Annotated in this window: 12 protein-coding genes; 3 read left to right on the top strand and 9 right to left on the bottom strand. The window is 47.7% G+C overall.

The window, feature by feature from the left end; all coding sequences use genetic code 11:
* Positions 1–36: 36 nt before the first annotated feature.
* Both BUB81_RS03925 and BUB81_RS03930 read right to left on the bottom strand, forming a co-directional pair.
* Entirely contained in the window at positions 37–675 is a 639-nt protein-coding gene (locus tag BUB81_RS03925; RefSeq protein ID WP_073318458.1) for a class I SAM-dependent methyltransferase, read from the bottom strand.
* 324 nt (positions 676–999) lie between these two features.
* Positions 1,000–1,623, bottom strand: coding sequence for a c-type cytochrome (locus tag BUB81_RS03930; protein ID WP_073318461.1), 624 nt, complete (start codon positions 1,621–1,623; stop codon positions 1,000–1,002).
* Between the two features lie 171 nt (positions 1,624–1,794).
* On the opposite strand from BUB81_RS03930, the gene yihA reads away from it, so the two are divergent.
* A complete protein-coding gene (gene yihA / locus BUB81_RS03935; protein WP_073318464.1) occupies positions 1,795–2,418 on the top strand; it encodes a ribosome biogenesis GTP-binding protein YihA/YsxC in 624 nt (207 codons plus the stop codon).
* 610 nt (positions 2,419–3,028) lie between these two features.
* Here the strand turns inward: yihA and polA are convergent.
* Positions 3,029–5,806 carry a DNA polymerase I gene (gene polA / locus BUB81_RS03940; RefSeq protein WP_073318467.1) on the bottom strand — a complete coding sequence of 926 codons (2,778 nt, stop codon included), beginning with the start codon at positions 5,804–5,806 and terminating at the stop codon, positions 3,029–3,031.
* Positions 5,807–6,199: 393 nt separating this feature from the next.
* Here polA and elbB point away from each other — a divergent pair, with 393 nt between their 5' ends.
* A complete protein-coding gene (gene elbB, locus BUB81_RS03945) occupies positions 6,200–6,853 on the top strand; it encodes an isoprenoid biosynthesis glyoxalase ElbB (protein ID WP_073318470.1) in 654 nt (217 codons plus the stop codon).
* 75 nt (positions 6,854–6,928) lie between these two features.
* Positions 6,929–8,380 carry a TrkH family potassium uptake protein gene (locus BUB81_RS03950; RefSeq protein ID WP_073318473.1) on the top strand — a complete coding sequence of 484 codons (1,452 nt, stop codon included), beginning with the start codon at positions 6,929–6,931 and terminating at the stop codon, positions 8,378–8,380.
* A gap of 41 nt (positions 8,381–8,421) precedes the next feature.
* Here the strand turns inward: BUB81_RS03950 and BUB81_RS21840 are convergent, their stop codons facing one another.
* From BUB81_RS21840 to BUB81_RS03985, 6 genes are all read right to left on the bottom strand, one after another.
* Complete coding sequence (locus tag BUB81_RS21840; protein WP_084526188.1) at positions 8,422–9,957, bottom strand: C1 family peptidase; 1,536 nt, start codon at positions 9,955–9,957, stop codon at positions 8,422–8,424.
* An 11-nt stretch (positions 9,958–9,968) separates the two neighbouring features.
* A complete protein-coding gene (locus tag BUB81_RS03965) occupies positions 9,969–11,321 on the bottom strand; it encodes a transglycosylase SLT domain-containing protein (RefSeq protein ID WP_073318476.1) in 1,353 nt (450 codons plus the stop codon).
* Between the two features lie 20 nt (positions 11,322–11,341).
* A complete protein-coding gene (locus BUB81_RS03970) occupies positions 11,342–11,929 on the bottom strand; it encodes an LPP20 family lipoprotein (RefSeq protein WP_073318479.1) in 588 nt (195 codons plus the stop codon).
* Between the two features lie 24 nt (positions 11,930–11,953).
* Positions 11,954–12,952 carry a hypothetical protein gene (locus tag BUB81_RS03975; protein WP_073318482.1) on the bottom strand — a complete coding sequence of 333 codons (999 nt, stop codon included), beginning with the start codon at positions 12,950–12,952 and terminating at the stop codon, positions 11,954–11,956.
* An 87-nt stretch (positions 12,953–13,039) separates the two neighbouring features.
* Positions 13,040–13,987, bottom strand: coding sequence for an LPP20 family lipoprotein (locus tag BUB81_RS03980; protein WP_073318485.1), 948 nt, complete (start codon positions 13,985–13,987; stop codon positions 13,040–13,042).
* Positions 13,980–14,786 (bottom strand): ETEC_3214 domain-containing protein, encoded by an 807-nt coding sequence (locus BUB81_RS03985; RefSeq protein ID WP_073318488.1) that lies wholly within the window; start codon positions 14,784–14,786, stop codon positions 13,980–13,982. The genes BUB81_RS03980 and BUB81_RS03985 overlap by 8 nt, the downstream gene beginning before the upstream one ends.
* Between the last annotated feature and the right edge of the window lie 47 nt (positions 14,787–14,833).

The raw sequence follows: 14,833 nt of genomic DNA on the forward strand, positions 1-14,833 counted from the left end.
GTCTTTAAGCGTGAATGTATGCATTATACCCTGATATCACTCAGGCTTCTGCATCAATACGATGTCGTTAGCGGGAAATATCACATTTAGGTTGTGAGTCTTGGCCAGCCAGCTGAATGTCTCAACCGAGAAAAAACTAACATGAGTGGGATCATTCTTGTAATGCCAGTTGGCAAAACGTTGTACATCCAGCACGCGCTTGGTCATTATTCCCAGCCAGCCTCCGGGTTTGAGCAACGTCATCCAGTGCGCCCATTCTTTGGCCGGGCTGTGAAAATGCTCAATAGATTCCGTCGCCGTTATAATATCGTATTGGTCTTTTTCAATAGCCTTCGGACCGAAAAAGGGATCATAACAGTCCATGCTGAAACCGGCTTCCTGAAACAGGTGAGCGAGGGCCGGGCAGGGGCCTGAGCCATAATCCAGCATGGTCATGTCGGTACGTAAGTGAGGGGCAAGGCAATCGAATAAACGGCGCAAATACGCCAGATAGCCGTCGTCTTCCAATGTGTTTTCATGTAACTGATATTCAGCCAGCTCTTGTGACTTATCGGGCAGACTGAGTGGATCGACAAACACCAGCGCGCAGGGCTGACAACGGTAGTAGTCGCGACGCTTGTCTTTGTGAAAGGCGTAAATATGCTGACTGTTACAGAGTGGGCAAGATAACTTCATTCTCGACAACCAATAAAAAAGGCGATGGTATCACACCATCGCCTTCAAAAATGAGTGTCAGATGACACCTCTCCCGTTAGTGCACTTCTCTGTGCGGCTGGCGTCCTGCAGTGTGCTCCCCTTATTTTTCTTTTTCACAGAGCTAATTTTTGTTTTGGGTCTTCCTGACGCTTTATGAGTCGTCCTGTAATGTATTTAATATTGTTGTTATTAGAGTCGGACTGTTTCACAACAGGTTTCACGACGCCAACTAGAATACACCATTCGTCTAAGATTACAACAGCGAATGTTACAAAAAATTAACATTCGCCGTTTATCAATAACTTAGTGTAGACCTGCAACGTAATTAGACAGGATCTCAATGTCTTCATCGGTCAGTTTAGAAGCGATGTCGCGCATCATGCCGTTCATGTCGTTATGACGTTCGCCCGCACGGAACGCTTTAAGTTGCGCAGCCGTGTATGAGGCGTGTTGACCACTGATGTCCGGGAAGCCGGCTAATTGCATGCCGTTACCCTGAGGACCGTGACAGGCGATACACGCTGTCACACCACGAGCGGCATCGCCACCGCGGTACAATGCTTCACCCGGCGCTACGAAGTTTTCAGGTGTTGCACCTGGTTTGGCTTCCTGGCTGGAGAAGTACGCTGCCAGGTCGGCAATATCCTGATCACTCAATGCAGCAGCCATTCCGTTCATTACCGCGTTGTTACGGCCTTCTGCTCCACCGGTGCTTGACGCCAGGCGGAATTCAGTTAACTGCTTAACAAGATAATTCTCGTGTTGTCCTGCAATCTTAGGGTTAAGTTCGATCATGCTGTTTCCATCAGGTCCGTGACAGGCAGCACAGACAGCTGATTTGGCTTTACCAGCATCCGGGTTACCTTCTGCCTGAGCAGCTGCGGTAAGCCCAAAGGTTAAACAAACCAACAAACACAGTTTTTTCATAATAATTCTCTTACAAGGATCCGACGGTCTTATTGATATACGTGATATCATGCGTATTTTACACATTTAACGCGTCAGAAAAACCTATTCCATGCTAAAACTATGGAATTACATCGGTTTACTATTGAACTAAGACCAATGTAGCAGATGAACTGACTTTTGAGTAACGCAATGAGTTATTACAGCCAAGCAACCTTTTTTACCAGCGCACCTGATATTTCGCACCTGAAAGACGATACCGGCATTGAAGTCGCGTTCGCCGGGCGTTCGAATGCCGGAAAATCCAGTGCATTAAATACCCTGACTCGTCAGAAAAACCTCGCTCGTACCAGTAAAACGCCGGGGCGAACCCAGCTCATTAACGTGTTTGAACTGGAAGAAAACCGCCGATTGGTGGATTTACCGGGATACGGCTACGCCAAAGTACCGATGGCCATGAAGCTGAAATGGCAACGTTCACTGGGCGAATATTTACAAAAACGCAAAAGCCTGAAGGGGATTGTTGTGTTGATGGATATCCGCCACCCTTTTAAAGATCTCGATCAGGATTTAATCCAATGGGCTGTGGACGCAGGTCTGCCGGTGCTGGCACTGTTAACCAAATCTGACAAACTCAAATCGGGTAAACGCAAAGCCCAGCTACTAATGGCCCGTGATGCGTCACTTGCCTTTATGGGAGACGTTACGGTGCATACGTTCTCTGCGTTAAATCGACAAGGCCTGCCGGAGTTGGAGTCAATTCTGGACAACTGGTTTGGTCGTATTGAAGCCCCTGAAGCGGACTCGGAAGCATAGTACTCGAAGGTGTTTGCGTGAGTGTGTTGTGTCCTGAAAAAAAGAAACCCCATTCAATGAATGGGGTTAAGGACTGAGAGAAAACACATAAAAAAACCGATAATAAGAGTACGTAAAACTCCTGAAAGTTCAGATTATTTGTATCTTTTTTTAAACTTTTTTAAAACAGTATTTAAAACAATGTGTTGCGGGCTGAGATTTTTATAAAAAAGCCGAAAAACACGAACCTTCCCAATGAACTAATCTTCCCGCGTCGCAATTCTGTAGTTCCACTCTATTCGACAACAGGGGCCAGTTTGTACTGATGTCTTCTTACGACAGCCAAAACCAAGCTGTCTTCTTCTCGTCTTGCTTACCCATTATCAAAGTGGGAAGCTCCATGGTTAAGATTCTGCGGTATCGAATTTTGGGCAAAAAAAAGCTCCAGCAATGGCTGGAGCTTAAATCAAAGGTTTGAAAAACGATTTCTCACCTCTGTACCCTACATAACTAAGAGTACCGAAGACAGCGAAAATTGCAAGTCAAAAGTGTAATAAAATTACCGAATAAGGCAGAATTTAAACAAATTTTAACAAATAGAAAGCGTTTTTCCGTAATATACTTACCAATTTTAGTGCGCTTCTTCCCAGTTTTCGCCTTTACCGGCTTCTACTTTCAATGGCACGTTTAACGTCGCGGCTTGCTCCATAATGGCGTTGATTTGAGCAACGTTGTCGTCGATGGCGTCGCGTTTTATTTCAAACACCAGTTCATCGTGCACCTGCATGATCATGATTACGTCATCTGACTGACTCTTCTGGATCCAATCATCCACCTGCAACATGGCCATTTTGATAATATCAGCGGCTGTACCCTGCATGGGGGCGTTGATTGCTGCGCGTTCGGCACCCTTACGGCGAGCACCATTACTGGCCTTAATGTCGGGCAAATACAAGCGGCGGCCAAAGACGGTTTCTACATAGCCGTGCTCTTTTGCAAACTCGCGGGTGGTGTCCATGTAAGACAGAACGCCGGGGTAGCGGGCAAAATACAGGTTCATGTATTCCTGTGCTTCCTGACGACTGACATTCAATTGTTTAGCCAGGCCAAACGCGGACATGCCATAAATTAAGCCAAAGTTAATGGCCTTAGCGCTGCGACGTTGGTTGTCGGTTACGTCTGCTTCAGCCACATTAAACACCTCGGCCGCGGTGGCGCGGTGAATGTCTTTTCCATGGGCAAAGGCGTCCAGTAACCCTTTGTCACCCGACAGGTGCGCCATAATTCGCAATTCGATTTGCGAGTAGTCGGCGGCAACGATTTGATAGCCTTCCCGGGCAATAAACGCTTTTCTTACCCGTCGACCTTCTTCGGTTCTGATCGGAATGTTTTGTAAGTTCGGATCGGTAGAAGACAATCTGCCTGTTGCGGCAACGGCCTGATGGTAAGAGGTATGAACCCGGCCTGTGCGGTGGTTCATCATCTTCGGCAGCTTGTCTGTGTAAGTGCTTTTTAACTTGGTTAAGCCACGGTACTCCATAATTAACTTGGGCAGCGGGTAATCCAGCGCGAGTTCCTGTAATACCTCTTCCGATGTCGACGGGGCACCTTTAGGGGTCTTCTTAATAATCGGCAGTTCGAGTTTCTCGAATAAAATCTGCTGAAGTTGTTTGGTTGAGCCTAGGTTAAATGTTTCGCCCGCCATATCGTGAACTTCTTTTTCCAGTTCAATAATGCGGTTAGCCAGCTGTTGGCTTTGTTGTAATAGCTGCTGTGAATCGATCAACACGCCGCGTTGTTCCATCCTGGCCAGCACCGACGCCAGAGGAACTTCAATATCACTCAAAATGCTCACCAGACTGGTTTCATTTTGTAGCTTCGGCCAGAGAGCCTGATGCAAACGAAGCGTAATGTCGGCATCTTCGGCTGCATAGTGAGCGGCTTTGTCTAATTCAATTTGATTAAAGGTCAGCTGTTTAGCGCCTTTACCGGCAATCTCTTCAAAGTGGACGGTGCGCACACCTAAATAATTCTGCGCTAAAGAGTCCATGTCATGTCGTGATGCGGTACTGTTGAGTACATAAGACTCAAGCATGGTGTCAAAAGCGATGCCTTGCAGCGTGATCCCATAATTGGCCAGTACATTTTTGTCGTACTTTAAATGCTGTCCAACCTTCTTGTGTTCTGCGCTTTCAAGCCAGGGCTTTAACTTATCTAATACCCAGTCGCGGTTCAGCTGTTCCGGCGCACCTGGGTAATCGTGTGCAACCGGAATATAAGCGGCAACGCCTGGTTCAGCCGATACAGATACACCAACCAGTTCAGCCTCCATGTAGTCGAGACTGGTTGTTTCGGTGTCAAATGCCACCAGCGGCGCTTCTTGAATGAGGGCTAACCAATGTTCGAACGTTTCCTCGTCCAGTACGGTTGTGTACTGGGTTTCAATGGATTCGCTGTTTTGCGGTTCTGAATCGGTGGGCGCGTCTTCAGACTGACTTCCGGCCGATTCGAGCGCCGTTGCTACCTGACCAGACGTTACCTCCGCGTACCAACGCTTAAATTCGTATTCGCTGAATAAGGTTGCCAACGCGTCGTCATTGCTCGGGGTAGGTGCCAGTGAAGTAGGGGAGTAATCCAACTCCAGATTAATATCGATGGTCGCAAGTTGATACGATAAACGGGCCTGTTCCTCGTACTCTGCCATTTTCTTGCCCAGCGTTTTTGCGCCGCGGAAGGAAAGCTCTGCGATTTTGTCGAGGTTCTCATAAATCGCGTCGATGCCACCGATGCCGTTTAGCAAACCCTGTGCACTTTTGTCACCCACACCCGGCACGCCCGGAATGTTGTCGACTTTGTCGCCTTTCAGCGCAAGGAAGTCGATGATCAGTTCTGGCGGAATACCAAATTTGTCTTTTACCCCTTCAACATCCATAAGCTGATTCGTCATGGTGTTGATCAAAGTAACATGCTCGTTAACCAACTGAGCCATGTCCTTGTCGCCTGTGCTGATCAGGGTGTCGATACCCTGTTCAGAAGCCTGACGCGCCAGTGTACCGATAACGTCGTCTGCTTCAACGCCTTCTTCAATAATTATAGGCAACCCCATGGCCCGAATAATCTCGTGCAGTGGCGCGATCTGCGATCGCAATTCCTCTGGCATAGGTGGGCGATTGGCTTTGTACTCAGGGTAAATATCATCGCGAAAGGTTTTGCCTTTGGCATCAAATACCACACCAATGTGGGTGGGTTGATATTGTTTGATCAGGCTTTTCAGCATGTTAATCACGCCATAGATGGCTCCGGTATCCTGCCCCTTGGAATTGGTAAGCGGGGGCATGCCGTGGAAAGCACGAAATAAATATGACGAACCATCTACCAGAATAAATGGCGGTTTTTCAGACGATGACATGGCAATTTTCTTCTCATTTATGCAATGAACGGAAGCATGCCACAGCACAGGCAATTGCGCTACCTTGAGTCTGGATCAGGTTGTGGATAAGTTTGTGATCTAATGTGATCTTTGATCGCAGGCCACGATCTTACCTCCACCGAATTTTCGGAAGAGTTTATTGAAAAATAAGGAAAAATAAAAAAGAGACTTGAAGCTACCCTGCTTTGTTATTTCCATATATTATTGTGGATAACAGACCTGTACAAGAATTGCTCAACGTGTAGGTCAACAACTAATCTAGCATACTTAAACAGAATTCCTAGCATTGGTTGATAAAATTTTTATTAGTTTATAGAGATAAATAAAAGTAAATAGCATAAGGCAATGATTGTCTGGTCTGGAGGCGAGTAGATGAAAAAGGCAGCAGTAATTTTAAGTGGGTGCGGTGTATTCGACGGTGCGGAAATTCATGAAGCCGTACTTACGTTACTTAGCTTGGAAAAACACGGCGCAAGTTATCAGTGTTTTGCTCCGGATGTTGACCAGCTCCACGTCGTTAATCATTTAACCGGCGAAGTCGCTGAAGGTGAATCACGCAATGTGCTGGTAGAAGCTGCGCGCATTGCCCGCGGCAATGTTAAACCCGTCACTGAATGTCAGGCAGAAGAGTTTGATTTGCTGGTGTTACCCGGCGGGTTTGGTGCTGCAAAGAATCTTTGTACGTTTGCGGTTGATGGTCCTGATTGTTCCTTTAACGAAGACGTACTGGCGGTGTGTAAGCAATTTGCCGCAGCAGGCAAACCCGCGGCTTACGCTTGTATTGCACCGGCACTGGCGGCTAAGGTGTACGGCAATAACACCAATGTGACTATTGGCAATGATAAAGATACTGCTGCAGGCTTAGAAGCGTTTGGCGCTAAACATCAACTATGCGGCGTAGAAGACGTCATTATTGATCAGGACGCGAAACTGGTTACCACACCGGCTTACATGTTGGGGCAGAATATGCTCGAAGTCAGCATTGGTCTGGACAAGATGGTGCAGTCTGTACTGGCATTAAAGTAGCAAAATTTGGTTGATTGTTGCTTTCACTATATAGTGTAGGCAGCAATCATAAACCACTCTGAAAAAGCGATAATAATGCACTACCGCGCTATCATTCGGATCCTGGGGCTGTTAGTTGCCCTGTTTTCTGTGACCATGATCCCACCTGCCATTGTGTCACTGATCTATCAAGACGGTAGTGGTCTGCCATTCTTCCTGGCGTTTATACTTTGTATTCTGACAGGGTGTGCGTTTTGGTACCCCAACCGCATGCACAGAAAAGATCTGCGTGCCAAAGAAGGCTTCTTAATCGTTGTGTTGTTCTGGTCGGTACTGGCCAGTTTTGGTGCCATCCCATTTATCCTGCTTGAACAGCCATCCATGAGTGTGACAGATGCATTTTTTGAGTCGTTCTCGGGGCTGACCACCACTGGGGCAACGGTGATTGAAGGAATCGATTTCCTGCCGCACTCCGTGCAGTTTTACCGCCAGCAACTGCAGTGGCTCGGTGGTATGGGTATCATTGTACTTGCCGTTGCCATTCTGCCTATATTAGGGGTAGGGGGGATGCAGTTGTATCGGGCTGAAACACCCGGGCCGGTAAAAGACTCAAAAATGACCCCCAGAATTGCTGATACGGCAAAGCACCTATGGTACATCTATTTGTCTTTAACCACGGCCTGCACCGTCGCTTATTGGTTGGCAGGCATGAATTGGTTTGACGCCATTTGCCACTCCTTTTCTACCATTGCAATTGGCGGATTCTCAACACATGACGCCAGTTTGGGGTACTTTAACAGTCCCATGGTGAATGCCATTTGTGCGGTGTTTTTATTAATTGCTGCCCTTAACTTCTCGCTCCACTATGCCGCTGCAAGTGGGCGCAATATAAAAGGTTACTGGCAGGACCCTGAACTCAAAGCGTTTTTGTTTATTCAGGCTGCGCTGATCCTGGTGTGCTTTATGGTGCTGGTTATGCACAATCAGTTTAGTACCGCTGAAGAGGCATTGGATCAGGCAGTAATACAAGCGGTGTCTATTAGCACCACGGCAGGGTTTGCGACAACCGATTTTGCTAACTGGCCTTCGTTCCTGCCTATCTTGTTGATTTTCTCAAGCTTTATTGGGGGGTGTGCAGGCTCAACCGGCGGGGGTTTAAAAGTCATCCGGGTGTACTTGTTGTTCCTACAGGGTAAACGTGAAATTGACCGGCTTATTCATCCCAAAGCGGTGTACTCTGTGAAATTAGGCGAAAGGGCTATGCCAGACCGCGTTGTAGAGGCGGTGTGGGGGTTCTTTTCGGCTTACGCCATTGTGTTTGTTGTGATCATGATTGGGCTGATTGCCACCGGCTTAGATAACATTACGGCCTTTACGGCAACTGCCGCTACCCTGAATAACCTGGGGCCAGGGTTGGGCTCTGTTGCAGGTACTTTTGCTGATGTCAGTGACGGTGGAAAGTGGCTGTTAGTGGTAGCAATGCTGTTTGGGCGTTTGGAAATATTCTCGTTGCTAGTTCTGTTTTCACCTACTTTCTGGCGAGGCTAAACTGGCGTCTATTGCCAGCGTTGCCTCGTATAAACCGGAGGTTAGTCCACAAAGGATACAGAACGGATTGCTGTCAGCATACCAATGCTGGGATCTTGCTCACTGCGTATCAGGTTGTCTTTCATCCATTGCTCGGTGAGGCAGGCATAGCCACCCGCACCAAAACCTTCACCCCAGCTATTTGCCATAATTGCACAATACCGGCCTTCGTCTTCTAACATTGATTCAGGCAACTTAATGTAACCTATGAGCAGCATAGCGTGACCTGCTGCATGCATGCCGCTGGCGGCACTGCGATTGACCGGATCGTTACTGCGAACTAAGCCATTTGTTTGCATATAGCTTTTAGTCAGTGTGAATCCTGCTGCAACCGGGTGATTCTGACGGATTTCCCCGAGTATATCGTCTTCATTTAAATTTCTTGCCATCGATGAGACACGCAATAAGCCCTGATCTTCCTGCAAACAGGTGTTGTTCAGGGGCGTGTAAGTCAGATTGCTATTGTCGCTAACCGGGATGTAAGGGCACGCTTGTTCACGACGTACGGCGGTGAAAAATTCTTTTATCGAGGTGTTTATAAAGCCTACGTCAAAGTTTGACCCATCGGAGCTGTTGTCTGTCGTACAGGCATCTTTAATGCACTCTGGGCGACTCAGCCAATAGAAATGCTGTTCCGACAAATCAAGTTGATACTGTAAGTATTTTGGATGTTGGGCCAGTACCGTTTCGATTGCTCGAATACCGGTGAAGGCGGCACAGGTACCGCGGCGTTCCTGATTGCGAACCGGTACGTCCATGGCCGATGGAATAACGTAAAAATCACCCGGCTCCATACCGTCCAGTGGATGTTTGTAAGCAGGTTTAGCACCACTGACGATAATCGGTGATGCAAGAGGCTGTTGAGTAGCGGCTAAGTCAAATGTGGTCTTAAAGTATTGCTCTTCCTTGCGCCGATACTCGCGTTTAGCGATCCCCCATTTGCGCACGACTTTGTTATATTCGTCGGTCCACTGATCTACCGTGTCCCGGTATGATTGCTTAAACCCATCCATCATGCCTTTCATATCTGAATAAACATCGTCGGCATAGCCTTTTTTCTTAGGCTCCGGCTCAGGCTCAGGTTGTGGTTCAGGCTCAGGTTGTGGTTCAGGCTCAGGTTGTGGCTCAGGCTCAGGTTGTGGCTCGGGCTCAGGTTGCGGTTCGGGCTCAGGCTGTGGTTCGGGTTCAGGCTGTGGTTCGGGTTCAGGCTGTGGTTCGGGTTCAGGCTGTGGTTCGGGTTCAGGCTGCGGTTCGGGCTCAGGTTGTGGGTCGGGCTCAGGTTGTGGCTCGGGATCAGGAAGAGGTTCAGGTATAGGCGCTGGCTTGCGCTTTTCCTCTTCTATCGCGTCTTCTTTATCTTCACTTTTTAGTGTCAGACCCATGTCTTCCAGCAGCTTTTGCATAACAAAAGAGCCATGCTGACTGACGTTGCCATTGCTTCCTTTATTGGTGGCACTTACGGTTGTTGCTGCTGGCGACACCACCGGTACCATTAATAAGGACACTAGGCACCACTGCGTAAATTGACGCTGACCCATAACTCAAGCCTCTATATGTTCTGATATTTTTCCATTCGGGATTTTACTTTTACCAGGTAGCGCCTGGTTTCCTCGTAAGGCAAATTCACCTTGAGGAAATCGTACACAGCATCCGGGCTCATCGCATTAATCTTAGCCACCACGGCATCTGACATACCGACGGACTGACCATTATTAAATGCCTTTGCAACATTGCCCACACCGGTATTGTAAGCGGCAATGGCACAATACAGGCGGCTCATGGGGTCGTCAATTTTTCGCAGGTACCGGCTGTTTAAAATGTGCAGGTAGGCGGAGCCCGCCTCTACGTTTTGCTGAGACACAAACAGGTATTCTTTTTCCAGCGGGGCGCGCTGATTGTGCAGGAAATCATTGACGTCGATACCTGCGGATGAGGGCACGACCTGCATTAGCCCGTACGCCGGGATATGTGACACGGCAAGGGGGTTAAAACTACTTTCTGTATGAATCACCGCGACTATGAGTGGCATGGGCAATTGCCATGTCTCGGCGTATTGCTTGGCATAGGGTTTAATTTCCTCAATGCGCTGGGCCAGCTCTTTGGGCTTAATAGAAATAGTTAGCCGCGTAATCCGTTTATTTTTCAATTGCTCGGGCTGGTTGCTTTGATTTCGCTTTATTTGATTAATGGAAATCGACGCTGTCCGCTCGGTCATCTTATTCAGTCTGCCCTGCAGTTTTGAGACTTCAGGGGAGGGTTGAGAAAGTCGGTCTGCCATCATGTCCAGCGCAATGGTATCTTGCTGTTGCTGACGTTCAAACAACGTTTTTTCCTTGGCGAGATCTTCTTCAGTAATCGCCGGCTCACTGACTTCTACACTGGCCGTATCAACTAAAGCGGGCAGGTCGTCAAAGGTATCATTTGCCGCATACGCCTTCAGAATGTTCACCGCCACGCCCTGCCCGGAGGTATCTTCGGGTGTCACGTGTTGTAATGCTTCAAGGGCTGCAACAACCCGGCTACTCTCTACTTTGGTGTTAACGTCATGCAAGACGTTTACGACAATTTCTTTGTTTTCAAAATCGACTATGGTTTTTACCTCGGGCTCAGGGTAATTTACGATTTTCTCCTGATCACTAACGTCGACTTCACCCCATTGTTCTAATATGCGCTGTCTAAAGGCCGCCAGCTCAGCATTGCGCTTTGCTTTAAACGCCGCAAACTTTTGCATACGTTGAAGTTGGAACGCCTCAAACTCCTGTTGTCGACGTTCCTTAAATGCTTGCTGCTGAGCGGTTAATGGGGTCTGAGCTTCGGTGGGGATCCACACCGAAGCCAACCAGATAAACGCACCAGCAAAAAGAGGTAACTGCCTAATTAAACTTGATTTCCCTGTCTTCATAGCATCACCAATTGGTTGATTTACTGCACTTTTATCATTGACATTAAGCGTTCACGTGCCTGTTCGTTCTCAAACAATTGCTTAATTTCAGCATCGGCATCTTTTAACGCCGCGAACACTTTTTCCTGATTGGCTTTGTACGTCATTTCATCCATGGCCAGTAACACATACTGACCACCACTTGGGCTGGTCATTGTGCGTACGGTACGGGTTCCGAACAGCGTCATTGAAGATACGGTTTCGCGCACCATATCCGTATCAATAATATTCTTTGCTGACTCTTCGGTTTCGATGGATTTCTGATACTGAGAGAACAGATCAGACACCATGGTGGCAAAGTAAGATGACATCTTTGCACGGGCATCGGCAGTGGCTGCTGCTGTTGTCATGGTAGCCGAGGGTTTTTTCTCGGAGAAACCAACCTGAGAAAGTGCAAAGCCTTCAACGGGTACACCACAAATCCATAGTGGCGCTGCTTTATCAGGCGCATCCTGATACACACAGTCAGGCGTTAATAGCGTTTCCTTTTTGGTAGAAATACCGCTTGAGGTAGAGCCACAAGCGGTCACTGCCGCTAATACAGGGAGTAATAAAATAAGCTTTTTCATGGTTAATCCTTAAACACAGTCAGGTTAGTTAAAAGAGTTTTTCAGGTTGTCCATGATATTGCCGCCCTTCGTCATGGAGTCCCAAATTGTTTGCTCAAAATACGTTTTGGCTATATCGCCGTACTTCAGTTGCGTTTCTGCTTCTTCATCAACAATTACCCAGGCGTTGTCTGGTTCAATCAGATCAGACACCACGCCGGTAAAGTCATAAGGAAGAGTAGAAATCTTGGTTTTTTCTGTTAACCGGTTGTAGCGCGACACCTTGCGGGCAAATTTGATTTTTTGACCCGGTTTCAACTTGTGATTTGAACCCAGATTAATGTTCACCAAGTGTTCGTTGTCGCGTTTGCGGTATTCAATCACAAAGCCACTTTGACTAAAGTTTTGCTGTATCTCCGGCAATATGTTGTAAACACCATTACCCGACGCTTGTGATGCAAGGCTGTAGGCCAGATCCTGACTCACCGGACAGGATGAGTTATTGATCGACATGGTATTCGACGCTGTGCCTTTAAAGGTCAGCGCTTCGGTCTCGTTGAGATCGGGCAATTCAAAGAACTTCACGTTACCTGACACCGTCGCTTCATAAAAACAGCTTGGTGGGGTGTAGTGGCGGTCACCGTCATCATCAGTCCAGTTGCGAGCCGCTGAAAAACGCTTTGCGATATCCACATTGTGGATGGCGGGTAGGATGGCGACATCCGCAACGTCTATGCCCGCCCCCGAAAACTGTCCTGTCGCTTCATAGGCCAGAATTTCATCGCCCAGCTTGCTGGCCAGATTGCGATCAACAATATCCGCGCCGGCCGTTATCAGTCCGGATTCTAACTCGGATGATATTTGACGAACTGCGCCGGTTTCGAATGTGGCATTGCTATCGATTTTTACCGGCAGCACGACAACGGCCATTTTGCCGCCCATCAGCTCAGCCTTCGACGGTACAAATTCAGCATCGGGAATATTCACGATGTAATTGTCGTTCGTAATAATTTCTATTGGGTTACTGACTTTCGTCGTGCTCATGCATCCTGCTAATAACGCAGAAGACAATGAAGCTATAACAAGTCCGTGTTTCAATGGTGTTTTCATAATATACCTACTTTCATTTGGTTACTGCGTAAGCAAGTTAGTGAGTATTGAGCCGTTATCGGCTTCTATTTTTGCAATTAGTCGCTGATAGGCAGCGATGCTGGCATTTCCTTTGTTTTGCATAGAACGTCCGGTTTCATTGACGATCTCGGAGGCAATTGACTGTTTGCGCTGCTGTAGCCTGATGTCTAAAGCCAGGCTCGCAACATGCTGACCAAATAGCTCTCTTTGCTGGAGTTGGTCTTGCAGCGCCAGGGTATATTCACATTGAGCGTTGTCGGCGCTGAGCCCCATGTCCACAATCTGTCGACGGAAGGCTAAACGAAGGTTCTCGTTTTCATGCGGTAAGACATACAGACAAACGGATTGCTGAATGTCTGCAAGTTGACCTTCGGTTGTATTCAGTAGCTCGGTATATTTGCTGGTGGGCTGAGACAGCAGATCAAGAATTTCGATATACCGCACATTGGTACCAAACTGTTCCAGCAACGTCGCGCGGTTTGCAACCCACCATTCTAGTTTTGAAGCCGCTGTGTTGGTGGTTTTAAGCGATTTTTGTAACTGATAAAAGTTACTGGTGAGTTCGCTGCGAAATGTATCTGCCAGTTGCTTCTTATCGACAGACACCAAAGAGAAAAAGGTGTCGCCTTCCTGGTGATTTTTCAGTTTGTTGTACTGGCTGATTGGCAGGGATTCAATGGAGCTGGATACGGACTGGTTGATGTATTCTGCAAAGGCATCGTTAACCAGGCTCTGGCGCTGACTGAATCCGCCGCTGATGTGGGTTCTAAGCTGCCCCAGTATGTTTTTTAGTGCAACATCATTAGCTTGTTGGAGGGTAGTGCCTTCGCCTATGGCAAACAGGGCAGTGTCACTTGAAGGCGGAAATAAAATCCATTCTGGTAACTCGGCGTGAGCAGCCTCGCAACACAACAACAAGCAAATCAGAATGCGCTGAAGGTTAGTCATAAATCCCTCCAAAGTACGTGTCAAATTCAATGCGGGTTAATAGCGATTCTGTGACCAGTGCTGGATCCAGCTCGGTGTAACCATAAAAGTTAGCGGTTTGCGATGCTCTGAATTGCAAGATGGTGTCTACCAGCTCTTCTTCCAGTCCTGCTACCAACAAGTCATTCAATGCGTCAATGTCTTCGATGGTTGTGGCCGGTTCAATAACCGTACTGTTAAGCGTGCGCTCAAGGCCACCGTACTCAACAAAACCGGTGACGCGTTGTAAAAACAGGAATTGCTTACCGAGATCTTCGGATTCGGCGTAGTACACCAGATTGTTAGCGTCTAAATAGAATCCGCCATCGCCACTATTGATGGCCGATAGTGGGCTGGCATCCATGCTAAAGGGGGCATAAGGTTGTTCAGGGTAAAAGTCACTGGCAATCGGTATAACAACGAAGCCGGCAACCCGCTCGTGGTGGTTGAAGAGCGTAACGATTGCTTTCTCAATACTGTAGTACTGAAAGCTGACTTCCGGATTAACCTTCGAACGTTTGATGACTTCCGGCGGACCAAATTGATTTTCGATGTAAGGAATGGTTCGGCCAATATTCAGCAGCGACAGACGCTCATATTCAACGTGATGCGTAAAGTTGGCCTGAATGTCTTCGTAGGTGGCTAATACAAGCTCTTTGGTATCGTTAAATTGGCCAATAGAAATGAGCGTAAGTGTGACACTCACGATAACCCGATAGATAGTGGCGCGACGAGAAGCCTCTACCTGCTCCTCGTGCGAATCGTCTGCTACATCTGCCATTGACTTCCCTGCATGCGATGTACTCACCTAACTTTGCTGCGTACTTC

The organism is Marisediminitalea aggregata (assembly GCF_900129565.1).
Taxonomy (GTDB): Bacteria; Pseudomonadota; Gammaproteobacteria; order Enterobacterales; family Alteromonadaceae; genus Alteromonas; species Alteromonas aggregata.

Coding starts and splice junctions, on each gene's coding strand:
- BUB81_RS03930 (WP_073318461.1), bottom strand. CDS start 1,623: ATGAAAAAACTGTGTTTGTTGGTTTGTTTAACCTTTGGGCTTACCGCA.
- elbB (WP_073318470.1), top strand. CDS start 6,200: ATGAAAAAGGCAGCAGTAATTTTAAGTGGGTGCGGTGTATTCGACGGT.
- BUB81_RS03975 (WP_073318482.1), bottom strand. CDS start 12,952: ATGAGCACGACGAAAGTCAGTAACCCAATAGAAATTATTACGAACGAC.
- BUB81_RS03925 (WP_073318458.1), bottom strand. CDS start 675: ATGAAGTTATCTTGCCCACTCTGTAACAGTCAGCATATTTACGCCTTT.
- BUB81_RS03950 (WP_073318473.1), top strand. CDS start 6,929: ATGCACTACCGCGCTATCATTCGGATCCTGGGGCTGTTAGTTGCCCTG.
- yihA (WP_073318464.1), top strand. CDS start 1,795: ATGAGTTATTACAGCCAAGCAACCTTTTTTACCAGCGCACCTGATATT.
- BUB81_RS03985 (WP_073318488.1), bottom strand. CDS start 14,786: ATGGCAGATGTAGCAGACGATTCGCACGAGGAGCAGGTAGAGGCTTCT.
- BUB81_RS03965 (WP_073318476.1), bottom strand. CDS start 11,321: ATGAAGACAGGGAAATCAAGTTTAATTAGGCAGTTACCTCTTTTTGCT.
- BUB81_RS21840 (WP_084526188.1), bottom strand. CDS start 9,957: ATGGGTCAGCGTCAATTTACGCAGTGGTGCCTAGTGTCCTTATTAATG.
- BUB81_RS03980 (WP_073318485.1), bottom strand. CDS start 13,987: ATGACTAACCTTCAGCGCATTCTGATTTGCTTGTTGTTGTGTTGCGAG.
- BUB81_RS03970 (WP_073318479.1), bottom strand. CDS start 11,929: ATGAAAAAGCTTATTTTATTACTCCCTGTATTAGCGGCAGTGACCGCT.
- polA (WP_073318467.1), bottom strand. CDS start 5,806: ATGTCATCGTCTGAAAAACCGCCATTTATTCTGGTAGATGGTTCGTCA.